Raw genomic sequence first — 26,300 nt, 5'->3', positions numbered from 1 at the left:
AGTAAAATCAATTTAATCGAACGTCAAACAAAAATAAATCAACAACTTACTGTATAAATTTTCCTTCTTCCTCCTTCTTCCTTCTTCCTTCTTCCTTCTTCCTTCTTCCTTCTTCCTTATTCCTTCTTCCTTCGATTTAGCCTCTTTTAGTAGATTGCTTCGAGCGACCAAAAGCAGCTTTTTGTCGATCGGCCCTATCTTGAAATTTGTTACTAGACTGCTTCGTACTTTCTCCTTGGTTTAAATAATTGGCCAATTGGGCGATCGTCGGATGCTGGAACAATTTCACAACTGGCAAGTCTTTTTGTAGTAGATCCCGCACTTGCACCGCAATTTGCAGAGTCATCAGAGAATTGCCTCCAATCTCGAAGAAATTGTCATGAATCCCCACGCGATCGAGCTTCAGCAACTTAGACCAAATGCCCGCTAGCACTTTCTCCAACTCGCTCTGCGGTGCCGCGTAACCCTGCGACAGTTCTTGTCGCTGCGAGTCAGGTGCTGGTAGGGCGCGGCGGTCAATTTTGCCGCTGGGAGTCTTCGGCATCGCCTCCACAGTCACAAACAGCGCAGGCACCATGTAATCGGGGAGTTGCGATTGCAATTGGACGCGGAGGTCGGCAATTGTTAGTTGCTCTTCTGGATTGACTGCTAAATAAGCAACCAATCGTTTGTCTCCCGGTGTATCTTCCCGCGCTAGCACTACAGCTTGTTTGACGGCCCGATGTTTTGCTAGTGCAGTTTCGATTTCTCCCAACTCTATGCGGAAGCCGCGAATTTTGACTTGACCGTCAATACGTCCGATGTACTCGATATTACCGTCGGGCTGGTAGCGAGCTAAATCTCCTGTTTTATAAAGGAGATGCGATCGGGCAGAATTAGATACTTCTTGGCTTTCAGCAATCTCTGGTTTCTGTGCATCTTCCTCCAATCTAAAATCTAAAATTGGCAATCTAAAATCGTTTAAGGGATTGGGAATAAATCTTTCAGCAGTCAAGTCCGGGCGGTTGAGGTAGCCGCGCGCCAAACAGATACCTCCAATGTGCAATTCTCCAGGAACGCCGATCGGCACAGGCTCACCATTCATGTGTAACAAATATATTTCCGTATTGGCAACAGGGCGGCCGATCGGAGGCAGTGCGGGCCAATTTTCCGGCGGGCCGCTGAGGGTATAAGCTGTGACAACGTGGCTCTCCGAGGGGCCGTATTGATTGTGCAGGGTGCAATTTTCTAGCTGCTGAAAGAAACTGACTATGTAACGGTTGACTTGCAACTGTTCGCCGGCGGTGACTACTTCGCGCAGCGATTTGGGTACTAGCTGATAGCTATCGGCGGCTTCGGCTAAGTGTTGCAGGGCGATGAAAGGGAGAAATAGTCTTTGAATCTTTTCTGTGTCGATTAGCTGCAACAAACTCCGTGGATCTCGCCGCATTTCTTCGGTGATGAAAACGAGGGTGCCGCCCGCACACCAAGTACAAAACATTTCTTGAAATGAGACATCGAAGCTGAGGGAGGCAAATTGCAGGGTTTTGGCTGCGTCTTCCAAGGTGGAGTTTTGCAGTTGCCACGCAATTAGGTTGACTAGGGCGCGGTGCGGGAGGAGAACTCCTTTGGGTTTGCCTGTGGAACCTGATGTATATATTGTATAAGTTAGGTTTTCAGGAGATACGGTGCTGGCGGGGTTTTCGGTGCTATAATTGGCGATTTCTTGCCAGTTTGCGTCCAAACAAACGGTTCGCGCTTGATGTTCCGGCAAGCCCGAAACTAAGTGAGATTGTGTGAGTATAACGGGAGTTTTGGTGTCGGCTAACATGAAAGTCAGCCTTTCTTTGGGATAGGCTGGATCGATCGGCACGTAAGCTGCGCCTGTTTTGAGAATGCCTAAAACGGCGATCGCAATTTCTAAGGAACGTTCCATGCAAATCGCGACTAAAACATCGGGCCCGACTCCTAATTCCTGCAAGTAATGGGCTAGTTGATTCGATCGCGAATTGAGTTCGCGATAGGTAAGCTGCTGTTGGGAATTGTGGGGAAAAACGGCGGCAATGGCATCGGGCGATCGCTCAACTTGCGCTTCAAATAATTGGTGAACGCATTTGTCGTCGGGATAATTTGCCTCAGTTTGATTCCAGGCCTGCAATTGAGCAATTTCGGCTGCTGTCAGCATTGACAATTTGCTGATTTTCTGCTGGGGATTCGCTGCTATACTTTCGAGCAAAGTTTGCAGGTGTCCCAACATTCGAGTCAGGGCGATCGGATCGAACCGCTGGCGATCGCCCGCAATTTTCAGCAGCAATTCATCTCCCCCGTAGCCATAAACTGTTAGGGGAAAACTCGTCTGTTCTAAAACCTGAAATTCTCGGTTGTTCCAGTTACCGCCTAGAGATTGCAAGGCAGAATTGAACTGGCATTTTTCAACTACTAGCAAGCTTTCAAATAAAGCGCTGCTGCGGGAGATTTCGCTCCATTCTTGAGTTTTTGCCAGCGGTACGTTACTGTATTCTTGCACCGCATTCCATTGATTTTGCAGTTGTTTCAGCCAATCGATCGCTGGCATTTCTGGAGTGACAATTACTCTCAGCGGCAAAGTATTGATGAACAACCCTACTGCTGGTTCTATTTTTTCTATATTTGGCGATCGACTGTTGCAAATAGATCCAAATACTACATCTTCCGAACCGGAACAGCGGCTCAAGAGTAAAGCCCAGACTCCTTGCAGCAGGGTATTCAGGGTTAATTGTTGTTTTTGAATTAGAGAGTTTAAAGCTGCGGTAACACTGCTAGAAAGCCTGATTTCTGGTGAGGGTAAATTTTCTTGCGGGTTTGCTATCTTCCCTACCGGGGAAACACCGCCAACCAAAGGGGTACGATCGCAAAAACCGCTTAAGTATTGCCTCCAAAATTCTTCTGTTTTCGAGATATCTGGCTGCATCCGATCGCTGCGAGCTCGATCGCCATTTGGCGCTGTTAATTCTAATTGTCGATCACCAGTCAGGGCTTCGTACAAGGTAAAAACTGCTTGCAAAACAGTTATTGCCGAGGTATTGTCAAGCAAAATATGGTGATAAGTCCAGATGAGTTTGTATTGAGTTTCCGCAACTCGGAACAAAGCCAAACGCATCAGCGGCGGTTGAGTTAGGTCAAATCCTTGCAGGCGATCGGCTTGCAAAAAGGTTGCGAGTTGGCGGGCGCGATCGTCCTCCGACAAACTGCGCCAGTCTTCGTCAACAATTGGCACTTCGACTTGTTGGTGTACAGTTTGCACCGGCACCTCTCGATCCAACCAACTAAAACTCGTTCTCAAAACTGGATATCGATCGACACTTTGGCGCCAAGCATCGACAAAAGCTGAAACATTCAATTCTTCGCCCAGGCTGCACAGTACCTGTTCGATATCTACCCCTGACTGTTGACCCGAAAGGCCCTCGAACAACATCCCCTGCTGGATCGGTGAAAGTTGATAGGAACATTCGCTATCAGTTGCTACAGATTGGGGACGGTCGGCTGCTGGCAAAGACATACTTACCTGCGAGTATTGAACTAAAAACTTAGGAACAAGTGTAACGGAATTTTTAAGACTTCTTTTAATTAACCATTCAGGCAAAAGCGCGATCGCCAGCATCTGAATGTTGTGTTTTTTACTGTAAATAAATTTTTATTCTACCAACCGAGGCTAACTCAAATTTTACCCTCCTGTCAACTCACACATATTCAACCTACAAATACATTCTATGCCTAGCGTCTACCGTTTCGCAACCGTATAATTACATAGGATGCAGCCACAGTAAAAATATCGATTTCACAAGTCGAGTCCTATTATTTGCGATTTATTGTCGATCGATTCGATGTCGGTGTTTTCCGCAGCCGAGGGTAAATTTTGCGACGTTATTAACTGCCTGCTAAACCAGGCTTCTGAAATTCGTTGGGTGCCCAGAAACCGGGTTTCTACGACAAATTTGGTGGAGTAACAACAATATAGGAAGAAACCCGGTTTCTCAGAGTCGTGGGTGCCCAGAAACCGGGTTTCTCCAACAAATTCGGTGGAGTACCAACAATATAGGAAGAAACCCGGTTTCTCAGAGTCGTTGGGTGGCCAAAAACCGGGTTTCTGCGACAAAGTTCGGTTAGTACCAAAAATTCAGGAATAAACCTGGTTTCTCAAATTTCTTGGATAACAATAAACCTAAGTTTTTACGCTTTCGGCTCAACCCAAACCGTCATCCCTTCAACCCTCAAACCTTTGCCGCGAGTGCCGCAATATTGACCGTTAGAAGTAACAGGAGTATCGCCCACATTTTGAATATGAGCGGTGTAAGATACATCGTACTTATCAGCTTGTGGGCCAGTCAGCCGCGCAGCAAATCCTTCAATTCGCTTAGCTTTACCCCGGAAACCGGCGATATCCCCTTCCGAGATCCAAGGAGTATCGCCAACTCCTTCAACGTGAGCCATGTACTGCAAATTTAAACCGGCAGTCGGAGGATCTATTTTAATTTGAAATCCTTCGACGCGGCGGCCTTGAGCTTTTGTACCGGCGTATTCTTTATCGCTAAAAGTGCGATCGCCAATTCCTTGAATATGCGCCAACACTTTTAAACCCACAGGCGCCGCAACTTGAGAACTCGCAGACGGCGCGATCCAAACTTTGATGCCCTCAATTCTCAAACCTTTGCCGCGAGTGCCGCAATAATCGCCGTTGGAGGACACATCGGTGTCGCCGATATTCTGAATGTGAGCGCTATAAAATACGTCATACTTATCAGCTTGCGGCCCGCTCAACCGCACGGCAAATCCTTCAATTCGTTTCGCTTGACCCCGAAAACCCGCTAATTCCCCTTCGCTAATCCAAGGAGTATCGCCAACACCTTCGACGTGAGCCATGTACTCGACTGTTAAGCCGGCAATTGGTGGCTCGATATTAATCAGAAATCCTTCGACGCGCCGCCCTTGAGCTTTAGTGCCGGCGTATTCTTGAGCACCGAAAGTTCGATCGCCAATTCCTTGAATATGCGCCAACACTTTCAATCCCAAACCGCCCTCTACAGGCGCTTGTTGAATGTCGCGAGGTGCCCCAAAGACAATGTTGCCGGAGCCGGTTGTTTGCAGGGATTTAGGTACTTCCACGCTAGGAACAATAATCACCTCGTGCATGGGGGCCGTCGCGGCGGGGGATTCCAAAATTTGGATTTGTGGTGCAACTGTAACTTGTTTCGGCGCGACATTTCCCGACGGGATGATAATCACTTCAGGCAAGGGTTCGGCGCTGATTTTGGGTTCGGGCGCTGTTTTAAATGCGGGTTCGACTTTAGCCGGTGCTGCTTTTACCATCTCAGTAATGGTTAATTTGCCTCTGGAAATGGCGACGGCTATTTGTTTGCCAAAAGCGGCGCTGACTGTTTCTTCGAGGATAACCCATTGTTCATCATCTAGTTTGTCTTGCTGTTCCACCAGTGCGAGCACTGCTGCAACTGGGTGTTTGCCGCTGATTAAGGATTCTGCGTCGGAATGCAGTTGAGTTGGGGCTGATTCCGAGATGGCGCGGTGCAGTTCGCGGGCTTTGCCATGAACTGATTGTAAGGGCGCGAAGTCGTTTTGTTCACGGTGGGCGATCGCCAATACTCGATCGAGCACTTTCAAAGCCGCGTCGCGAATTTCTGCTTTACCTACGGAAGCTGCGGCACTCTCGACTAAGTTTTGAATGTCTTTGAGGGAAGTAATTTCCCCTGGGGTGAGGGCAGATTTATTGAGTTGGAGAGCTTGTTTTTGGACTTCTGCAAAGTTTCGGCTGTAGGTGGCGACTTCTTGCAGTAAGCTGTCGGAGAGAGGAAGGCCGGAGTCTTGCAGTTGTTTGGCTGCTTGGGATAGTCGATCGGCTAAATTACCATAAGTTTCCGATAATCTGGCTATTTGTTGTAACAAATCTTTATGTGCTGCTTCCATAGGTCTTGCCGTAAATATTTAACTTGATGATTATAGACGGTGAGCGTCTTCTGAAGGTAGAAGGCTTCTGAAGGTAGAAGGAAGAAGGAAGAGGGAAGACGGAAGAGGGAATATTTTTCCATCTCCCGCACTCCCCATTTCCCCCTCTTCCACTCCCCATTTCCCCCTCTTCCACTCCCCCGCGTGATCTCCGTCACACCCGTACAAACACTTAGTCACAGTTTGGGAGTCCGGCTGTCACGGCCGGCCATTAAAAATGTCACACAAATTGAGCAATAGCCGTCACTGCGGAGTCAGTGAAAACCGTTGATACTGAGGCTATTCAACAAATAAAACTGGGAAGTGTTATGGTACTGATTCGCGATCTCGCTCAACAAGCTCTGAGCCTAGGTTATTTAACTCTTGAAGCCGAAAATCAACTGCGGCGGATGTTAACTACCACCAAGTATGACTTGGAAGACTTAAATGCTTTTATGAATTTGCAACTAGCAGCCATGTCGGGCTTGGTAAAACAAGAGTCTCGCGAGCTCAAACAATTTGAAATGTTTGGCGAGACAGCCTCGGAAACTTCCTGTTAGTAATTATTTAGCTTTTGACACCTGGAATTTTAGTAAGGAACATTTTGATCATGCTGATTCGTGAAGTTGTACAACAAGCTATTGCCGCTGGATATCTGAGTTTGGAAGCAGAAAATGAAATGCAGCAGAGTTTTTCCTCAGCCAAATGTGATTTGGAAGATTTGAATGCTTTTATGAGTTTGCAGCTAGCTGCGATGGCGGGTCGCGTGCGGCAAGAGTCTTTGGAATCGATAAAATTGTCCAACATTTATGATAAAAACTAATCCTGTTTATTCAGTTTTTGGGCTGGATAGACATTGATTCTGCCCAAAAACCAAATAATATTATAAATTAGGTTTCTGCTAATTCTTATAGCGGTTCTCAAGCGTTGTGAGGTATGCTCTATGCCTTATGCCCTATGCCCTATGCCCTATGCCCTATGCCCTATGCCCTATGCCCTATGCCCTATGCCCTATGCCGTTCGCGTACCTGATCTTTCTGAGAAAGGCTATATCTGTCAGTTTCAACTGCTGCCAAAGAGTCCGATTGCCACGCGATTTTAACTGAAACTATTTCCGACGACTCCGACGCTCCAACTCTTTAATTACTCTCAAAACAAACAGCGACATGAAAGCGCCAATTAATGAAAGTTGCCACAACCCGCATCCTGCCGCCGTTCCTAAGGCTGCTGATACCCAAATAGCGGCGGCAGAGGTAAGCCCGTGAACTTCTGGTTTGCCTACTTCCTGCTGACATTCCCGCAGGATTTCTCCACCTCCCAAAAATCCAACTCCGGCAGCAATGCCTTGAATTACGCGCTCTATAGCATCTCGTTCGTTTTCATTTTTACCTATTGCCAACGGTATTAAAACAAACAGTGCCGAGCCCATACTTACGAGCATATGAGTTCTCAAACCCGCTGGTTTGTGTCTGAGTTGGCGCTCCCATCCAATCATTCCGCCAACAAACATGGCCAGACACAACCTTAATAGTATGCCTAGCCAATTATCGGGAGACCACAAGTTAGCGATCGACAATGTTTTACTGCAAATAATTAATCGGAAGATTCCAATATTACCGCAGCACGATGTCCGATCGCAATCTCACTGCCAAATCTTGTTCCGGGCGAATCACGATCACGTCAACGCTGCGCCGCCCCAACAATACTCCGGCTAATGCGCCGATTCCAGCGCCGCCCAATACTTCTTCAGTGGCGATTGCTTTGTCGCCGGTAATGCCTGCTAGCGCTGCTGCTGCTGCCGCGCCCAATGCTGCACCTTGCGCAACCGAACCTGTTCCAGCACCTTTTTGCACTCTTTCGGTTCTGGTAATAATTCCCGAATAGCCATCAATCCGATAGCGTTGGCGGCGGCTGACAATTAACTCGCTGGCAACAAATTGAGTACCCCTTTGATTGCCCCTTCTAACAGGTCGCAATTCCCCGACAATCTGGCTACCCGCGGGGATTAATACTCTTCCTTGATCTGTGCGGATATCTCGCGCTACTGTTAATGTTAAAGGTGAAGTTTCATCGGGGGTGACAACAATTTTCTTTTTTTCGTAGCTCACTTGAATTACAGTACCCGATGGAATTCGGATGCTATCAAATTGTGAAATTCGTTGTTGAGCTTCGGCCGGAGTAGCTACCACCAGCGGCGCGCTGGTTGCAACTGTAATGCCCGCTGCGAGGATTGCTGCTGTTGCTGAACGCCATGTTTGAGAAGTAATCATATAATTTGTCTCCTTGCTTTGGTTTTGTTTTACTTAGGAATGTACTACTGCTAAATCTGTTTGTGGTTTCGGATTCATGTGATGTTTTAATGATGGCAGGTGGGAATTCTGCAAGTTGGGAAGATAAGGTAGATAATCAAGAATTTTAAATTTTGGCAAAATCTCGAAAATCGACCGGATTGGGGCGATCGGGAAGATAAGGTAGATAAACAATCAAGACGGTGGTTGAAACCGCGTCTACACAAACAATGTCCGCCTCCGCGGACTCAAGATAAGATGGGACGTACGGTTGAAACCGCCCGGTCTTCTTAATTTTTGAGAGCGTTTAAGGCTAACAATCCAGCACCGAAAGCTGGTTCGGATCGGGGCAAAATTACCTTAGCATTCGGGGCGATCGCACTTATGGCACTTTCAAACCTACCCCGAAAATTAGCCTCGCCACCCCACACACCTCCGATCATAACAATTTCAAATTCTTCTGTTGGTCTAAATAGCGCTGAAATGGCTGTTTTTGTGGAAAATGTCAATTCTGCCACAGCACGATTAATAATGCCGTCAGCGACACGATCGCCCAATGCTGCGGCTCGATCGACAATCGGCGCTAAAGCTGCAATCTCTTTGACTCCCCAACCGCGCCTGTAAACGACATCTACCAATTCTTCTAGGTGATTTAAGCCTAAATGCGTTTGAAATTTTTCCGCCAGCGCGGTAAACTCTCCGCGTCCATCGTAGAACTTCAAAGCAGCTTGCAAACCACCAACGGCGATGTCATATCCGCTACCTTCATCGCCTAAAATATATCCCCAACCGCCGACTCGTTTAGTTTTGCCTTGACGGTTTTGCCCGAAAATAATCGAACCAGTTCCAGCAATAACCGCGATACCTACTGAATGGCCTGTGCCGCCAACAAGTGCGATCGCGCAATCGCTGCAAATTACGATATTTCTCGGTAAGAGCGATCGGGTTATTGGCAAAGTATTCGTCAACTGCAAATTCTGCACTATCAACTGCACTATTTCAAGATCTTTGGGACGCGCCACGCCTGCTAGTCCCAGACAAATTGCTTCTATGTTGAGATTGACATTTGGCTCTATTTTAGCAGATATAACTGCTCGTTCGATCGCCAATTGAATTGATTCTTTGGCTTTCTCAATTCCCAGCGTTTGATAATTTGACGGCCCTGCTTCGCCACGTCCCAAAACAACGCTATTTTCGTCCATTAAGATGCAGATAGTTTTAGTCCCGCCGCCGTCGATGCCAAATACGTAATTCATGCCAAAATTCTTAATTTATCTTTTTCAAGTAACATCTTGACGGCAGGGACACAATGTGGATATGCTCTGTGGTATGGGTTGCTTTGCTTAAAGGAAGCACCCGGCGGCCCGAAAATCTAGTTGCACTCCCTCCGCTTCGCTCCGCCCGAAGCTGCTACAACAGCAACGGACAGCTAACCGCCAAACTGATACGAGCAGTCTGGAGGCCTAATGGAGAATCTTAGCATTCGCTGTGGCCGCCCTGCTTTTCGTTACTGCGCGGGGCGGCTGGGTTTTTGGGTTTTCCTAGCCCAAAAACAAAGAGAGAATATCATGGCACAAGAATTTTTACCTAATTCTGAGGACTCCGATCGTCCGAATGACGGCTCAGCAGTGGCAGAACAAGAGATATTGCGGGTAGCGGTGACAGGTTCCCGCGATGGGGTTTTGCAAACTATCAGTACCTTGCACCAATTGGGATTTGCTAAAGCCGGTGATTGGAGTCGCTTGCAGCGAGGAGCAAAGTCTGGTGAGGTGGTGAGCGTTCTGATCGTCCGCCGATCGCGAAAAGTTATTGATATTCCGGGCGAATAGGCATTAATCCGCTGTGAGATCGGACGTACGGTTGAAACCGCGCCTACACAAACACTCACGCGCCGACGCGGGTTGAAGAATGGTCGCTTAAAATTACGCGATCTTCTTCAGTCCCTCGCTCGGACGAGAGTTTGTCTAGAAACAGTTTCAACCGCCTAGTCTTCTAATTTTTATACATTGTCAGGGTCGATTCCTGCTGCTCGGAGTCGATCGAGCAATCGCTGTTTTTCCAGCCGCTCCTGTTCTAACTGAGTCTCAACTTGCTCTAACTGAGTCTCAACTTGCTCTAACTGAGTCTCAGCTTGCTCTGCCCGGTGTTTTTCAACTTCAGCTCGCTCCGAACCAATCAGCAGTAAATTACCATCCAAATCCCACCACCGCAACCAGATTTGTGTTTGATTCTGATAGCTGCCTTCCCACAATCCCAACTCCACTCCTAAAGGCCCAATCGGATAATGCCCGCGCTCGTTGGGAGCTATTTCTTGATAGCAGCCATCTGCCAAGTGATAAACTTCTAACTTGTTAGTTTTTATCTCGAAAATGCCGTAGAAAAGTATGTGGATGATGCGCTCATAAACCCAGAACTTGCCAGGGTTTTGTACTTCTCCAGCTTCATTGTACAAAGGAGTTTTGTCTCTTTCCTCAGAGCCGTTGCCGGAGGCAAATTCGATCGCAATTAACGGAGCTAAATGCTCTTTCCATAGGACGTAGGAGCGGCGAGTTTGACCGTTTACTTTCGCTGGTACGCCGGGAACATAGAACCAGTCCGGGGCTTCTGCACCCTTTTCTGCGGGTTCGGTTTCTCGCCAGTAGATGCCGCAGTCTTGACCGATCGCATATCGTCCGTCAGGATGTCTCTGCTCCAAAATTGGCCCGATCGAATCTGTGAGAATTATGCTCTGGGGGTGTTCTTGAAAGTTCTTCACAAATGTTCCGTCTGACTCTGGTAATTGGGTGTGATCGGGAAGAGGTTTTTGTAAATCTGGGATGATTGTAGAAGTCATGGGATTTCCGATTTCCGATTTTAGATTTCCGATTTTAGATTGTTAACCGCAGATACAATCTATCGATTTTAGATTGTCATCCGCAGGTATAATCTATTTTGGGGACAAGCAATACAGGCTTTCAATCCTGTTACTAAATTTTGTGTGTATCTATTCTAGACTTGGTACAATTATATCAAATGGATAGGGCAATGCTAATAATAATTAAACCAAATAAAGCCAACCAAACGAGATTTCGCTGACACCAATTTTTGATTGATTGTGGCAGGCCGCCACTGATGTAATTGGTAGTCTGTGGCACAAGTGGCTCGGCTTTGTCGTGATAAAGCGTACATTCTTTGGCGAGGGGACGCTGCGGGTAGTTGCAGGTGTCGTCTTCGTGGTAAATACAGGTATTGCACAAAAATTCTGCGGATGCCGATCGATAAAGCGGGATACCCGGATGACCGAAAGCTTTGAGAGGGGTTTTGCAGTGCCCACAGGCGATCGATCGGGAGTCTACAGGTTGGTGACAGCGGGGACACTCAGGCATTAGACAGCACGGTGATTGGGTAATTTTGTCGGCAGGCTTCTTAGCGGGTTTTCCGAACGCCCATTGGCGAGTTAGACTCGCCAGCAGGCCGCTGGATGCTCCAAAATAGAAAGGTAGGTCAGCGCTGATGTAACTTAAATTGTACAAAGGGTTTCGCAGCGACCGCAGGCGACCTGAGCCGATCGGGTATTTTGGGGCAAACAGTAGGAAAAATCTATGGATAACAATAGCAACTTACTCAAACAACTGGTAATGCTGGGCATTGGTACTACCTCCCTGGTGGCGGAGAAATTGCAGGAAGCCAGCGAGCAATGGGTCAAAGATGGCAAAATCAATCCCGAACAAGCCAAAACCTTTGTCGATGACGTGACTGAACATCTCAAGTCCGAGCAGGGCAATTGGGATACGCAGTTGCAGCGCCAACTCCGAAATATGCTGCAAGATATGGGCGTTCCCCGACAGTCCGAAATGGATGAGTTGCGCGGAAGGCTCGATCGTCTCGAACGTCAGATGCGGGATTTGGAAAACCGTAACTGGCGCTGAGTGCGATCCTCTTTGATGGCTTCGCTCCGCCCGATCGCACGCTTGCTGCTATCGTGTGATAAAATTGTCACCCGAACGCAGAAGGCTCAATCAGGCACTTATGTAGAAAGCAAAAGGTAGAATTACAAACATTCTGACTTCATACTTTCTTTTGCCTTTAAAATTAACTGGCAGCCGCCATCTTTTGGCGGAAAAGTTCAGATAAAATTTTGTAGTTCTGGTTGTACAAGATGTCTTAGATATCTGAGAGATCGCCGTTAAAAGTATCAGGAGGATTAATTTTGCGAGGAATTCTGGTCAGCTTGGGGGTAGTGGTGGTTTGCTTTGTGTTTTTGATAGTCGCTCAAATGAGCGGTTATGTATCCACAGCAGTGGCTTCCGAATTGAATAATCCTGTAACCGATGCTGCGCTTGAGATCCTCTCAGCGAAGTCTTTCACTGAAGATAGCTTGCTAGTAGCTGATGCTAATTTACCAAAGGAACCAGCTACTATCGCTGGCAATAACATGACTGATAATACTGAGAAAACTGTCACCACAGATTCGGGTCTGAAATATGTTGAATTGAAAGAGGGTGATGGGGCGACTCCAAAAACCGGTCAGACGGTTGTGGTGCACTACACTGGCACTTTGGAGGATGGCACGAAATTTGATAGTTCGCGCGATCGCAATTCTCCTTTTCAGTTCAAAATTGGTGTCGGCCAAGTAATTAAGGGCTGGGATGAAGGTGTCGGTACAATGAAAGTTGGAGAACGCCGCAAGTTGATTATTCCCCCTGAACTCGGTTATGGTGCTCGCGGTGCGGGCGGGGTGATTCCTCCTAATGCTACGCTGATTTTTGATGTGGAATTATTGAAAATCGCTGGCTAGGTAGCTCAGCCTAACTAAGTGTAAAACTTTGACGGTGTTCAGAAACCCGGTTTTTTTATTAAGAAACCGGGTTTCTGTGTAAGTTATGGTTGATTTAAGAGCGCTTCGGAGATGCTAGATTGCGGAATGAGGTATATTGGGCATCGAATAATAGTTTGATGATTCCTGTGGGGCCGTTTCGGTGTTTGGTGATGATGACTTCGGCAATTCCGCGATCGGGCGAATCAGGATTGTAATATTCATCTCGGTAGAGCATAATTACTAAATCGGCGTCTTGCTCGATCGATCCAGAGTTATGACTGACAATGCCATCAGCTAACCAAGATTCGACACCAGGAACAGTCAAGTCAAAGACTTCTTCTTCTCCTGCTGCTGAGATATTAATCACTTCATCCCAGAACAAGTCAGAAGATGCTTTTTGAACCAAGGCATCACTACCCAGAAGTTTGCCATAGTCTAAAACCGTTTCTCGTGAAGGAGCAAAACTGAAGTGGGCAGAACCACCGTAGGCTGTTTCTCTCAATATAGACATCTGGCGTGTCGTAACATTACATTCCCGCATACGCTCACGAATAGTCTGAAATACTTCTTTAGGCAAAGTATCTCGGTTAGGATTAGCAACCTTTCCAGCAATTCTCATCTTCAATCGCCCAGCATCTGCTACTTTGCAGCCTACGGAACCAATTTGTTCCAGGAAATTGTCCTGCATGGCTTTGCCAGAAATATCTACGTGGTAAACACAACGATGACTTTTTTGTTGAACAGTCCTAATTCTGGCTACTATGTTGAACCTGAATAACAGCGCAGCCACTCCTTGCGCCAGATAACTGCTGCAAGTCGCAAGGCTAATTTTCGTGGCGCTTTTCTCAGATTTAGGGACGTGGTAAGTGCCATCAGTAGCCCACAGATGGGCCAGAAAACTCGCAACTTGCTGATTATCAAGTTGAAATACTTCTGGGGGAATATGTTTCTCATGGGATCGTTGGTCAAAAATACCCAGATTTCGCAGCCATAGATTGATTCCCCTGGGTTCCCAACGGTTTCCATTACCACTGAAAACTAATTGATGCCAGTTACCTTTACTTTCGTGTCGATTGACTTGGACACCAAAATACTCAGCAGCGGTCTTTACGATTTCACTATTTTCCTCGGATGCAGTGGTATACCTGAGCGGCTGACCCTTAAGATAGCTACCATCTCCCATCAAGTGAGCTAGCAAAGAAATTTCATGTTCCTTCCAGTTAATTGGTTTCTGAGGCTCAGGAATAAATCTGGCAATTGCCACCCGACTTCCCACCTGAACCGAATTTAACTCTTGCCAACCTTGCTCTGTGTAGATTCGATGTTGAGCCGTAGCCTTGAGGCTTCTACCACTGGCTAACTTAAGGACAAAAACAGGCTTGACTCCTACTCGCCAAACCTTGTCACTTTTCGCCACCGCAATCTTTTCTAAATGATTCATCGCCAATACCATTGGCTTTTGTCCCACTAAGTCGCGAATTGGAACTCGGCGACCATTCGCTAACAGTACGGGCGTATCACCAGTAACACATTCCCGTAAATCCGACATCATCGGCCGCTTATTTGTCCTTGCTTCCACACTTCGACTCAACTGAGATAAGGCAATAATCGGCACGTTGAGCTCGCGGGCTAAACCTTTAAGACCTCTAGTAATTCGAGATAATTCTTGCACGCGGTTGTCGCTGCTACCTTCCATTAATTGCAGGTAATCTAGCAAAATCAATCCTAGAGTTCCGCCTTGTTCGGCTTGGAGGCGGCGGGCTTTGGATCGAATCTCCATCACGGTAATATTGGGAGTATCATCAATAAACAGCGGCAATTCTGATAAGTTGCCAATGGCTGTACTGATTGGTTCCCATTCGTTTTGACTGATTCTACCCGATCGCAACCTATTACTTTCTATTTTCGCTTCACTGGAAAGAATACGCTGCACTAGCTGTTCTTTGGACATTTCTAAGCTGAAAACGGCAACCGGAAATTTTTGCTGTCCAGCGGCGATGTGGTGGGCGATGTTGGTACAAAAGGCCGTCTTGCCCATTGCCGGCCTGGCTGCAACGATGATTAAATCCGATCGCTGAAAGCCTCCTGTCATAGCATCTAAATCATAAAAACCGCACGGAATACCGGGAAGCGTCAGGCCTTCATTGCGATTTTCTAAATCTTGAAATGTTTGGTTTAGGGTTTCGCCGATCGATACTAAATCTTGTTGCGGGCGGTCTTGAGTGATGCCGAAAACTTCTTGTTCGGCGCGGTCTAAGACTGTTTCTAGCGGTGCTGCTGTCTCGTAACCTAATTGTACTATGTTGTTGCCAGCTTCGATCAATCGGCGGCGCTGATATTTGTCTTCAACTAGAGCTGCATATTGGTCGATGTTGACTGCTGAAACTGTACGATCGACTAATTGTGCTAATTTAGTTAGTCCTCCGACTTGTTCTAACTGGTTGCGATCGGTCAACCAAGTCGTTACCGTCATTAAATCTGTCGGTTGACCTTGCAAAAATAGCCCTAATGCCGATCGATAAATGACTTGATGAGCGGTGATGGCAAAAAACTCCGGCCGCAGAATTTCAGCAATTCGGGAAATCGCTTCGGGGTCAATTAAAATCCCGCCCAAAATTGCTTCCTCTGCCTCTATGTTTGTCGGCATCAAATCGCTCATTAGTCAATAGTCCTCAATCATTAGTCATTAGTCATTGGTCATTGGTCATTGGTTGCGATTTATTAGTCTTCAGTTTTCAACCTGCAAGTTAGCAGTCCTCAGTCTTTCGTTAGCTGTACTCAGTTCTTAGCTAATGACTAATGACTGATGACTGATGACTAACAACTAATGACTGATGACTGATGACTGATGACTCTTAATTACATGGGGACAACTTGAATGTCAACTTCGGCGGTAACATCTGCGTGAAGTTTGATTTCAGCTTTGTATGTACCAGTGCCGCGAATTTCGGGCAGGGTGATGCCGCGCCGATCGACTTCTTGACTGGTAGAGTTGAAAATCAGCTCTGCTACTTCTTGGTTGGTGACAGTACCAAAAATCGCGTCTCCTTCGCCAACTTGCTTGGAGATGATGAAAGGCCCGGCTGCTTCCAGGGCGGTTTTGCGGACTTCAGCTTGCTGTTTGAGCTCTAACTGGCGCAGTCTTTCTTCTTCGCGGCGGCGCGCTGCTTGCTTCAGAATGCCGGGGGTGGCTCTATAGCCCAATGCTTGGGGTACTAGGTAGTTGCGGGCGTAGCCTGGGGCTACTTCTACTACGTCGCCAGCTTTGCCGAGTTTGCTGACATCTTTGTTTAAAACTAATTGGACGCGCTTGGCCATGATCGTTGCTTGTGGGGTTTTGACTGCAACTTTTTATAATAGCGAAGTTTGAGGGGCGATCGCAAGGGAGAAGGAAGAAGGAAGAAGGAAGAAGGAAGAAGGAAGAAGGATGAGGGATGAAGGAAGAGGGATGAGATATCATTTTTGGTTGGTTCACCCGTCCTCCGCTAAGGTCGTGAAGCAATTGCGGAGGACTCTGTGTCCGCTCGATCGAACCTATGATCGCTCTTTTGCCCGATCGCCCATCAATCGCACTACAGTAGCAACTAACTCATTTGGATCGATCGGCTTAGATAGGTGTTTGTCAAATCCGGCTTGCAAAACTTGGCGCTCGTTCGCTTCTCCAGCATAGGCCGTTAGGGCGATCGCCACCAAATCTCCATACTCTGGCGCAAGCTGAGTGCGGATGTGGCGTATCAGCATATATCCGTCCATTTCGGGCATTCCGATGTCGCTGACGAGTAAATCCGGTGCAGTTTGGGCGATCGACAGCAGCGCCTCAGCAGCAGAAGACACCGCCATCACCTGTGCACCCGCTTGGCCGAGCGCGAAGGCGACAAAATCGCGCGAGTCCGCCTCATCATCTACCACCAAAATTCTGAATCCAGCCAGCGGCAAAGAGGACATATCGGGACTCAGAGACGAATTGACGGCTGCCTCCTCCTGCTTGCTAGAATCATCATTTAATAGCGGCAACCTCACCGTAAACGTCGCTCCTTGACCTTCTCCAGCGCTTTCTACAAATACCGTGCCGCCGTGAAGTTCGATCAGTTGGCGGACGATCGCCAATCCCAATCCCAAACCGCCAAATTTGCGAGTAGTCGCGCCGTCTTCTTGTCGGAAATGCTCGAAAACATAAGGCAAGAAATCGGCAAGAATGCCTTTACCCGTGTCTGCGACTTGAATTTCAATTTCTTGGCGATCGACTTGCGTTAATCTAACTTCAACTCTACCGCCTTCTGGCGTGAATTTTACCGCATTCGATAACAAATTCCACACAACTTGCTGCAAGCGACTTGTATCGCCGAGCACGAGTCCGACATCGGGATTTAAGATTGTTTCGATTTGAATCTTTTTAGCTTCGGCTGCTAATTGCACCGTTTCCAAAGCAGACAAGATAATGGTTGCGACATTCACCGGATCCACAGTCAATCTGAGTTTTCCTTGCAGAATTCTAGACACATCTAGCAAGTCTTCGATTAATTGAGATTGCAGTCTGGCGTTGCGCTCGATTGTCTCCAACGCTTTGGCTGCTTGAGTCTCGCTCAGCTTGCCTGTTAGCAGCAGTTGCGACCAGCCTAAAATCGGACTCAGGGGCGATCGCAACTCATGAGAAAGCACCGCTAGAAACTCGTCTTTAATCCGGTTAGCTCGCTCCGCTTCCGCGCGGGCATTTTGTTCCAATTGCAGAACCATATCGCGCTCGATTTCTACTTGTTTTCGCTCTGTAATATCGATAATAGAGCCAATATAACCCTCAAATTGTCCGCTTTCGGACAATCTGGGAGCCGCCGCATCTATCGCCCAAGAATATCCGCCATCCGGGCGTCGGACACGATATTCCATCCGGAAAGATTCCTGGCCTTGGTTCGTCATCAAAAATGCGTTTTTGGCGTGTTCTCGGTCTTCTGGATGCAGCGCATTTATCCAACCAAATCCCAAACCTGTTTCCTCAGTTTGACCGGTGAATTCATACCAGCTTTCGCTCCAGAAAGTGCAGTAGCCTGTGGAGTCTGTTACCCAGACCATAAATGGAGCGTTGTTCGCCATATTTCGAAATCGTATTTCACTCTCAAGCAGCGCTGCTTCTGATTGTTTGCGTTCTGTAATATCGCGACAGACAATCACTCCGCCTTGGATTTCGTTGCTAGTATCAATTACCGGATAACCGCTGATACTGATCCAGCGATCTTCGCAATTTTCGCGGCGGACAAATACCCCTACATCATTGACATATTCACCTTTGATTGCTCTGGTTAGAGGTAGTTCATTTTCGGGGAAAAGACTTTTTTTGTCTGCTAAAAATAGTCCGTAGGCGCTCGACCATTCCTGAGGGGATTTTTCATTTGTTAGCTGACCGAACATCCCCACGGCGGCTCGGTTAAACAGCACAAATTCCCCTTGTTGGTTGGCAAGAATTAAACCATCACCCATGCTGTCAATAATTACTTGCAGTAACTTTGTTTGTTCTTGCCGCTCGACTTCTGCTCGTTTGCGATTTGTGATGTCGTTGGAGATGCCAATCAAGCCGATTACTTCTCCCGCCTCGTTGCGGTAGGGAGCTTTCATTGCCAGAAATGTCCGAATGCCATCGGGAGATTCTTCGACGCTTTCTGTTTTGCCGGATTCCATAATCCGCAGATCGTTTTCGCTGACTTCGGCTCCTAGTTCTGCTATTGGGTATAAATCGCGATCGCGCCGGCTAATTACTTCAGCAGCAGGTTTGCCCAGTACGTCCAGCGTGGCTGGATTTGCATAAATAATCCGTCCTTCTCGATCTTTGACAAAAATTGGGGTGGGTACTGACTCGTTAATTAGATTCAAAATCGCATTCTTTTGTCGCAGTTCTTCTTCTGTGCGGCGGCGATCGCTAATATCGCTCCAATAAGCCGTAAGTCCTTCGGCTGCTGGATATGCGCTGACTTCTACATACATTTGAAGCGAGGGCGAAAATTCTTCAAACTTGACAGAAACTTGCTCGGAAACGACTCGATGAAATTCTTGATATAGCGTCGAATTCGATGCTGATTCAGCGGGAAATAACTCCCAGATCGATCGACCTAGCAAGTCATTTCTCGATCGAGCCATCAGTTTTTCAGCAGTGGCATTAACGTAGGTATAGCGCCATTGTGCATCGAACGCGATAAAGGCATCGGCAATACTTTCTAGAATATTGGTGACTTGATGATTGGCTTTGGCGAGCGCGAGTTCAGCGTTTTTGCGCTCGGTGATTACTTCCGAAAAAATCATGATCCCGCCAATCTCACCGCTGTTGGTTCGCCAAGGGTGAATTTCCCAGCGCACCCAGTCCATCGAGCCATCAGCCCGGGGAAACGGTTCTTCTGGGCAGATTTCGACTGCTCCCGCCAGACAGCGCTGGTGGATTTGTTTCCAATGATCGGGCAAATCTGGGAAGATATCGTAATGCGATCGGCCCACAATATTTTGAGTGCCGAGCCCGTAACTGGCCAGCCAGTGATCGCTCACCAGCATATACCACATCTGGCAGTCAAACATCGCCACTCCCACAGGCGAATGTTTGACAAACATCCGCAACTTGCTGTAGTGTTCGCGCAGAAGATTTTCCGCCTGTTTGCGATCGGTGATTTCTTGGAAAAGTACGGCGACTTTGCGGCTGTGCGGCTCAGGAGTGCGGAACGCCGAAACCTCAAACCAGCGGTTCATGACTTCCGAGCTCTGTTCAAAGCGCACTGGTTCCCCTGTCAGCGCTACTTTGTCGTAAATCTCAAACCAATAATCTTCGACTTCTGGAATGAGCTCTCGCACCGTTTTCCCTGCCGCTTCTACGATTCCGGTTTGTCTCTCGAAGGCCGGATTGACTTCCAAAAAGCGGTAATCGATCGGCTTTTCGTTGTCGTCAAACAGCATTTCGATGACGCAAAAACCTTCGTCTAGGGACTCAAACAAAGTGCGATAGCGTTCCTCGGAGCGGCGCAAAGCTGCTTCTGCTTGTTTGCGATCGCTAATATCCACAAAAGCCGCCACACAGCCGCGAACTGCGCCCTGTGCGTCAAATAACGGAACTGCATTCACCAACCAATCTAATACCATCCCGTCCGATCGCACAATTTGAATTTCCAGATCCCGCACTTCGGTGCCCGAAGCCGCAGCCCGCTGCATTGGGAGTTCTTGTAGGGGGATTTCCTGTCCGTCGATCAGTTGTCTGAATGGCAGAAGTTCGGCTTGCTCTCCGGTTGCAGAAATATTGGCATCCGGTGCCACTGCGAGCATTGACTGAGCAAACAGGTTAGCGCGAATTACTTTACAATGCGGGTCGTCTGCGATCGCCATCCCGACAGGTAAAGCATTAAATATTGATTGCAGTTCGTTAACTCGGCGCTCTAGTTCCTGATTAAGCCGTTGAATTTCTGTTTTGGTAGCTTTGCGATGGGTAATTTCGTACACCGTCACATTCACGCCCTGTACGCGATCGTCCTGGGCTTTCAGCGGATAGAGACTCAACAGCCAATCGCGTTCTACACCAGGCTGTGCTGAGTTTTTTTCGGTAACTTCGAGCTGTGCGATGGGAATTTTAGTTTCAATAACTTGTCTGTAAAGCGGCTCTAAATCATCTGCCATTTCTGGCAAGATTTCGCGCAATGTTTTACCGATGTGGGCGGCGGCTGGAATTCCGTTAATTTCTGCTAGGCGATCGTTAATGCGGACAAATCGGAATTGGGTATCGATAAAGCAAAGTCCGATCGGAGCGCTAGCATAAATCGCCTCGATTTCTGCAAGTTGTTGCCGCGCCGTTTGGGCTTGTTTAATAAAAGCAGCCTGAGCCGCTTTTTGCTCGGTGATATCTTGAAAATAAACGGCAATTCCCGATGCGATCGGATAAGCTCGTACTGCATACCAAGCATTGAGCGGCCCATAAAAAGATTCAAAACTAACCGTAATTCGATCGGCAGCGCAGCGCCGGTATTCCTGCTCGAACAAACTGCCCACAGATTCGGGAAACTCTTCCCAAACGCTGTTACCAATCACCTCTTGTGGGAGTCGATTCAGCCACCGCGCCGCTTGAGAATTGAGGTAAGTAAATCGCCAGTCTCGATCCAAAGCAAAAAAACCGTCGGAAATACTTTCGAGGGTGTCTGAAAGTTGCGTAACGGGCGGCTGAGTCACTTCTTGTAGCTGAGGTTGAGCGATTTCGGTGAAGGTGGTAATTACTGCATAGGGAGTCGATCGATCTCCTTGAAATAAAGGTTGAGAATTGAGATTCAACCAAATCAATTCTCCCTGCGGTTGATAAAAGCCCATAATAAAATTTGAGCTTGGCTGCCCGGTTGAGAGCGCCACCATCGCCGGGTGCGTCTCGCCGGCAAAATCCGAGCCATCTTGACGCACAGTCTGCCACGGACAGTTTATTGAAGAGGAATCCTGCATCTGTTCTGCTGTGAGCCCCAACAGTTCCTGGGCACGAGCATTGCACCCCTGAATGCTGCCGTCTGCCAATTGCAAAACCATCCCTATATCTGTTGGCAAAGGCGCGCCCGGGTAAAGCGCGTTGTTAGAATGCGTTGAAACACAGGGGTCGATTTGCCGTTGGGGTTCAGTATTGCCTAGATTTTTCATCGATTTCTAACAACGGTTTGAGTTTTGGCTAAGCCAATCGCGCTGATTAATTATACGGACATAATTCAGAAGAAATTTTAATTAAAACAGGGTAACAATTCAATCTCAGAGAGATGTCAAAGCCTGTACAATTATTCTATCGTCGCCCTTGGTATTCGTCAAAACCTGTCTTTCATGCCGCGCAATCGAGCGAAGGTTTGGACAGGATCGCGGGTGTTTGCCGCTGATTGGAGGTTGGGAAAATCCCAGCGCAAAAATGGGTTTGTGCTTTTTTCGATGCCGATCGATGATGGTATGGTAGGTTGCGATCGACTGCGCGCTTCTTTAACTTCGGCTAAGCGCTGCTGCAAATCGGGATTGTCACCATCTACGCCGATCGCAAATTGCAAGTTTGTCAGCGTGTATTCGTGGGCACACCAAACTCTCGTATTGTCGGGCAGGTTTCGCAATTGTTCCAGGGAGGCTAGCATTTGAGCCGGAGTGCCTTCTTTCAGTCTGCCGCAGCCTCCAGCAAATAAGGTGTCCCCACAGAACAATTCGCCGGTTTCCCCTTGGTTGCGGGCGGGGAAGTAGTAGGCTATGTGAGCTTTTGTGTGGCCTGGTACAAAGAAGACTTCGGCGGTTCTGCCGGCAAACTCAACGCGATCGCCCCCATGCAAAAATACTTGTTGTCCGGGAATTCTGCCTCGGTCTTGTGCGCCGCCGTAAACTTTAATTTGGGGAAAGCGATCGATCAGTTGCTGGTTGCCGCCTATGTGGTCGTTGTGGTGGTGCGTGTTGAAAATTGCTGTTAATTCGGCTCCGAGCGATCGCACGTGCTGCAATACCGGTTCTGCTCTGGCTGGATCGACGACGGCTGCTATGTTGCGATCGGGGTCGTGCAGCAAGAAAATGTAATTGTCGGACAGTACCGGGATTCGATAAACCTGCATATAAAACTGCCTCTATCGGAAAATTATTATAGAATTTGATTAGTGTGAGAGCTATACAAAGGCAAAATGCTGAATGTTCAACTCCGCGCATCTATCTTTGGAAGTACAACTATGATACATTATTTATGCTGTTCCACAAATAAACTTGTGGTCTGGTATGCACGATTTTTGGATCAAGAACTGCCACCAGCTTTAATTATTCTGACATAAATGCGATCGAATAAATGCGAACATCTCCAAACAAATCCAATTTAACAATTTCTCAAATGGTCGATCGAATTGTCGCGTCTGGCAAGATTGCTCGCCGAGAACATTTAGTTTTAACATCTACTATCCTATCTGATGATAGAATTTCCGAGGAGGATCGATATCAAATCAATCGGATATTTGATTATATCCAAATTGGTCGCCTCAAGTTTATCGATTGAATTTTTCAGTTGACAGTTGACAGTTGCAGTAGTTAAATCAGATCCCCCCTAGCCCCCCTTAAAAAGGGGGGAACAAGAGAATTCTCAAAGCCCCCCTTAAAAATGGGGAACAAGAGAATTCTCAAATCCCCCTTAAAAATGGGGAACAAGAGAATTCTCAAATCCCCCTTAGAAATGGGGAACAAGAGAATTCTCAAAGTCCCCCTTCTTAAGGGGGATTTAGGGGTATCTCCGGGGAATAAACAGGCTTAACTAAACCCTGTTCACAATACAATCTACCGTTGCAGTTACCAAACAACCCAAAATAAAATGAGTACAGAAAAACCAACAATTTTGGTGACAGGCGGAGCAGGATATATTGGCTCTCACGCAGTATTAGCACTGAAAAACGCAGGTTACGGTGTGATAATTTTGGATAATTTAGTCTACGGACACCAAGACTTAGTAGAGCAGGTTTTGCAAGTGGGATTAGTAGTTGGCGATACCAACGATCGCGCCCTACTCGATAACCTATTCGCCAGCCACGATATTGCTGCGGTGATGCACTTTTCAGCTTACGCTTACGTCGGCGAATCTGTTACCGATCCAGCTAAATATTACCGCAACAATGTCATCGGCACGATTACACTTTTGGAAGCAATGATCGCTGCTGGTATCAAGAAATTTGTGTTTTCTTCTACTTGCGCGACTTACGGCGTACCTGAGCAAATCCCGCTCACCGAAGACCATCCACAAAATCCGATCAATCCTTACGGTGCTACTAAGTTAATGGTAGAACGGATTTTATTGGACTTTGACCCTGCGTACAATTTCAAGTCTGTTTGTTTCCGCTATTTTAACGCGGCTGGGGCAGATCCGAACGGGTTGTTAGGAGAGGATCACAATCCAGAAACTCACCTAATCCCGCTGGTGTTATTCGCTGCTTTGGGGAAACGAGATTCAATCTCGATTTTCGGCACCGATTACGATACTCCTGACGGTACTTGCATTCGGGATTACATTCATGTAAACGATTTGGCGTCTGCTCACATTTTGGGATTGGAATATTTGTTAAATGGTGGCAAATCTGATTTCTTTAATTTGGGCAACGGCGGCGGATTTTCGGTAAAAGAGGTGATAGAAACGGCTCACCAAGTGACGGGAAAAGAGATTAAGGTTGTTGAGTGCGATCGGCGTCCGGGAGACCCGCCTGCTTTAGTTGGCAGCAGCGAGAAAGCCATCAAAACCTTGGGTTGGTCTCCAGAATATCCCGACATTAAGGATATTATATCCCATGCTTGGCAGTGGCATCAAAAACGCCACTCTCCTTAATATGTAGGGTGCTTATGGCGCACTTTACCATTACAGCAAAGTTTGATTTAATTGTTGTGGGGTGGGCGGGACGCCCGCCCCAAAAATACAATATGCTAAATGCTAATAATATCTGCTAAATCGGGACAACTCGGAAACCGACTGCTACTTTTTGCTAATTTCATTGCTTGGGCGATCGAGCATAATTTGATTGTTCTCAATCCTGCTTTTGACGAATATGCAGAATTCTTTGTGGGAACCGCTGGTGATTTTTTGTGTTGTTATCCTCCTCCATATTTTACCGCAGCAGGTAACAAGCTTGTTAGAAGCAAATATTACAAATTAGTTAAGTATTTAAGCAACAAAAAAACATTAAATACGCAAAAAATAACCCGACAACAACCTTTTAGTTGGCTCAAATATCAGGAAATTGAACAAATCAAGCACGGTTCAATTATTTTTTTTCAAGGCTGGCTATTTCGAGATGGCTGGTTTGTAGAAGATCTCCCCAAGTTACACAAGTACGCCGACCCGATTAGAGCATACTTTGCACCATTAGAGCGATATAGAATCAATGTAGATCGTTTGATATTAAATTTAAAAAATAATTCTGATATGCTCGTGGGAATTCACATCCGCCAAGGGGATTATGCTCAGCATCAAAAGGGGAGATACTTTTACACAACTGAGCAATATTTAAAATTCATGAATTCTGTGGTAAGGCTATTTGAAGGAAAAAAAATCAAGTTTTTGATTTGTTCTAATATTCCACAAAATCTGAGTTTATTTGATAATTTTAACTGTGGATTTGGCAGTGGTCATTTAATTGAAGATATGTATGCTTTGGCTGAGTGCGACTATGTTGTCGGGCCACCTAGCAGTTATACTATGTGGGCTTCTTTTTATGGAGATAAACCTCTTTACATGATCCGCAATGTCAATAAAACAATTAACCTGAAAGATTTTGTACATTTTTATGAATGGCAAGGAATTTTTCACGATCGAGATGACTGGAGTGAGAGCTTTTGGGAGTGGACACACTGAGGTAAATAAGTAAATCAATGAATTCAAATAAATTAGCAGTCAAGGGATTTATCACTATATTAACTGGTCTTTACTCTTTCCAGGATTGCGTTCATTTTTTGGCGTCTGTCAGGAAGTTTCACCGCGAACCCATTATTATTTTAATAGATAGAGTCCCTCAATTTTTATATCCTTTACTTCTGCTGTTTGGAAATGTCATATTGAAACCTGCACCGTCTCACGAAAATCCGGTTTTAGCGTCGCGGCAAGCTAAGCTGGCTTTGTACGGGGAATCTTTATTTGAGAAAACTATTTATATGGATTGTGATATTTGTTTGCTGTCGCCAATTGATGAGGTGTTTGATCTTCTTGATGGGGTGGATTTGTTGGTGACTGAAGATGTGCAGCCGGCGATTGCTAAAGCTGCAAATTTATTAAGAGTCAAGCAGGATATTCTGTCAACTTTGCAGTCTGTCGGGTTGCCGCTAAATGAAAATAGCATTCAATACAATGGCGGATTTATCGCTTTTACGAAAAGCAGTAAAACTCAGGAATTGTTTATAAACTTTAAGAAATATTTCGACATGGTAGTGGCGCATCAAAATGTGCTACTATTGAAAGACCAGGGAGCTTTTGCGGCGGCTGTTGAATCGGTGAAACCGAAAATGACAACTTTGTCCCCGGTTTACAATTACTTGGATAAGTGGAAAGATGTTTATGCGATCGACAAACCGATTAAAGTAATGCACTGCACTTATCCTTACCGCCCTCAGTACGCGAAGAACGTGACGCGATCGTTCTTGACTCAAATAGTCGATCGCACTGCTAAAATATTTTTACCAAATCAACTTAACAATCCCTGGCGTTTTAAATAATTAAAGTTTGTTGGTAAACTGCATCAAAAACAACAAAAATTAGCCCAAAATAAAAAAAATTAGCCTCAACATATCAG

The 26,300-nt window shown here is 46.7% G+C and carries 21 protein-coding genes; 9 read left to right on the top strand and 12 right to left on the bottom strand.

Annotated features, from left to right (window positions below; genetic code table 11):
- Positions 1-12: 12 nt before the first annotated feature.
- The 3 genes from K4039_RS11725 to K4039_RS11715 all read right to left on the bottom strand — a co-directional run bounded on the left by K4039_RS11725 (position 13) and on the right by K4039_RS11715 (position 5,937).
- Positions 13-171, bottom strand: a complete 159-nt coding sequence (locus tag K4039_RS11725; protein ID WP_265235364.1) for a hypothetical protein — start codon at positions 169-171, stop codon at positions 13-15.
- Positions 137-3,517, bottom strand: coding sequence for an amino acid adenylation domain-containing protein (locus K4039_RS11720; RefSeq protein ID WP_265235363.1), 3,381 nt, complete (start codon positions 3,515-3,517; stop codon positions 137-139). The genes K4039_RS11725 and K4039_RS11720 overlap by 35 nt, the downstream gene beginning before the upstream one ends.
- Positions 3,518-4,188: 671 nt before the next feature.
- Positions 4,189-5,937 (bottom strand): hypothetical protein, encoded by a 1,749-nt coding sequence (locus K4039_RS11715; protein WP_265235362.1) that lies wholly within the window; start codon positions 5,935-5,937, stop codon positions 4,189-4,191.
- A 347-nt stretch (positions 5,938-6,284) separates the two neighbouring features.
- On the opposite strand from K4039_RS11715, the gene K4039_RS11710 reads away from it, so the two are divergent.
- Together K4039_RS11710 and K4039_RS11705 are read left to right on the top strand one after the other, a co-directional pair.
- Complete coding sequence (locus K4039_RS11710) at positions 6,285-6,515, top strand: hypothetical protein (protein WP_265235383.1); 231 nt, start codon at positions 6,285-6,287, stop codon at positions 6,513-6,515.
- Positions 6,516-6,565: 50 nt separating this feature from the next.
- Positions 6,566-6,778, top strand: coding sequence for a hypothetical protein (locus K4039_RS11705; RefSeq protein ID WP_375339799.1), 213 nt, complete (start codon positions 6,566-6,568; stop codon positions 6,776-6,778).
- 285 nt (positions 6,779-7,063) lie between these two features.
- On the opposite strand, the gene K4039_RS11700 is transcribed toward K4039_RS11705, so the two are convergent.
- The 3 genes from K4039_RS11700 to K4039_RS11690 form a co-directional block, all read right to left on the bottom strand.
- Positions 7,064-7,531, bottom strand: a complete 468-nt coding sequence (locus K4039_RS11700) for an MgtC/SapB family protein (protein WP_265235361.1) — start codon at positions 7,529-7,531, stop codon at positions 7,064-7,066.
- Between the two features lie 37 nt (positions 7,532-7,568).
- A complete protein-coding gene (locus K4039_RS11695) occupies positions 7,569-8,225 on the bottom strand; it encodes a hypothetical protein (protein WP_265235360.1) in 657 nt (218 codons plus the stop codon).
- A 308-nt stretch (positions 8,226-8,533) separates the two neighbouring features.
- Entirely contained in the window at positions 8,534-9,499 is a 966-nt protein-coding gene (locus tag K4039_RS11690) for an N-acetylglucosamine kinase (protein ID WP_265235359.1), read from the bottom strand.
- 210 nt (positions 9,500-9,709) lie between these two features.
- Here K4039_RS11690 and K4039_RS11685 point away from each other — a divergent pair, with 210 nt between their 5' ends.
- Positions 9,710-10,072 carry a hypothetical protein gene (locus K4039_RS11685; protein WP_265235358.1) on the top strand — a complete coding sequence of 121 codons (363 nt, stop codon included), beginning with the start codon at positions 9,710-9,712 and terminating at the stop codon, positions 10,070-10,072.
- A 170-nt stretch (positions 10,073-10,242) separates the two neighbouring features.
- On the opposite strand, the gene K4039_RS11680 is transcribed toward K4039_RS11685, so the two are convergent.
- Both K4039_RS11680 and K4039_RS11675 read right to left on the bottom strand, forming a co-directional pair.
- A complete protein-coding gene (locus K4039_RS11680) occupies positions 10,243-11,076 on the bottom strand; it encodes a Uma2 family endonuclease (RefSeq protein WP_265235357.1) in 834 nt (277 codons plus the stop codon).
- Between the two features lie 175 nt (positions 11,077-11,251).
- Positions 11,252-11,608, bottom strand: a complete 357-nt coding sequence (locus K4039_RS11675; RefSeq protein WP_265235381.1) for a zinc ribbon domain-containing protein — start codon at positions 11,606-11,608, stop codon at positions 11,252-11,254.
- 216 nt (positions 11,609-11,824) lie between these two features.
- On the opposite strand from K4039_RS11675, the gene K4039_RS11670 reads away from it, so the two are divergent.
- The gene (locus tag K4039_RS11670; protein ID WP_265235356.1) at positions 11,825-12,151 is read left to right on the top strand and encodes a phasin family protein; all 327 of its coding nucleotides are present in this window, start codon (positions 11,825-11,827) and stop codon (positions 12,149-12,151) included.
- Positions 12,152-12,432: 281 nt separating this feature from the next.
- Positions 12,433-13,020, top strand: a complete 588-nt coding sequence (locus K4039_RS11665) for an FKBP-type peptidyl-prolyl cis-trans isomerase (RefSeq protein ID WP_265235355.1) — start codon at positions 12,433-12,435, stop codon at positions 13,018-13,020.
- A 94-nt stretch (positions 13,021-13,114) separates the two neighbouring features.
- Here the strand turns inward: K4039_RS11665 and K4039_RS11660 are convergent, their stop codons facing one another.
- The 4 genes from K4039_RS11660 to gloB form a co-directional block, all read right to left on the bottom strand.
- Positions 13,115-15,700, bottom strand: coding sequence for a replicative DNA helicase (locus tag K4039_RS11660; protein ID WP_265235354.1), 2,586 nt, complete (start codon positions 15,698-15,700; stop codon positions 13,115-13,117).
- 200 nt (positions 15,701-15,900) lie between these two features.
- A complete protein-coding gene (gene rplI, locus K4039_RS11655; RefSeq protein ID WP_265235353.1) occupies positions 15,901-16,359 on the bottom strand; it encodes a 50S ribosomal protein L9 in 459 nt (152 codons plus the stop codon).
- A 216-nt stretch (positions 16,360-16,575) separates the two neighbouring features.
- Positions 16,576-21,675 carry a PAS domain-containing protein gene (locus K4039_RS11650; protein WP_265235352.1) on the bottom strand — a complete coding sequence of 1,700 codons (5,100 nt, stop codon included), beginning with the start codon at positions 21,673-21,675 and terminating at the stop codon, positions 16,576-16,578.
- A gap of 158 nt (positions 21,676-21,833) precedes the next feature.
- Complete coding sequence (gloB, locus tag K4039_RS11645) at positions 21,834-22,607, bottom strand: hydroxyacylglutathione hydrolase (protein ID WP_265235351.1); 774 nt, start codon at positions 22,605-22,607, stop codon at positions 21,834-21,836.
- Between the two features lie 224 nt (positions 22,608-22,831).
- On the opposite strand from gloB, the gene K4039_RS11640 reads away from it, so the two are divergent.
- The 4 genes from K4039_RS11640 to K4039_RS11625 all read left to right on the top strand — a co-directional run bounded on the left by K4039_RS11640 (position 22,832) and on the right by K4039_RS11625 (position 26,223).
- Positions 22,832-23,035 carry a hypothetical protein gene (locus K4039_RS11640; protein ID WP_265235350.1) on the top strand — a complete coding sequence of 68 codons (204 nt, stop codon included), beginning with the start codon at positions 22,832-22,834 and terminating at the stop codon, positions 23,033-23,035.
- Positions 23,036-23,344: 309 nt separating this feature from the next.
- Entirely contained in the window at positions 23,345-24,346 is a 1,002-nt protein-coding gene (gene galE / locus K4039_RS11635) for a UDP-glucose 4-epimerase GalE (RefSeq protein ID WP_265235349.1), read from the top strand.
- 186 nt (positions 24,347-24,532) lie between these two features.
- Positions 24,533-25,369 (top strand): alpha-1,2-fucosyltransferase, encoded by an 837-nt coding sequence (locus K4039_RS11630; RefSeq protein WP_265235348.1) that lies wholly within the window; start codon positions 24,533-24,535, stop codon positions 25,367-25,369.
- Between the two features lie 17 nt (positions 25,370-25,386).
- Entirely contained in the window at positions 25,387-26,223 is an 837-nt protein-coding gene (locus K4039_RS11625) for a hypothetical protein (RefSeq protein WP_265235347.1), read from the top strand.
- Positions 26,224-26,300: the final 77 nt, after the last annotated feature.

It is taken from the genome of Lyngbya sp. CCAP 1446/10 (assembly GCF_026130175.1).
In the GTDB taxonomy this organism is placed as follows: domain Bacteria; phylum Cyanobacteriota; class Cyanobacteriia; order Cyanobacteriales; family Microcoleaceae; genus Microcoleus.
This window is presented reverse-complemented; position numbering and strand designations above follow the sequence as displayed.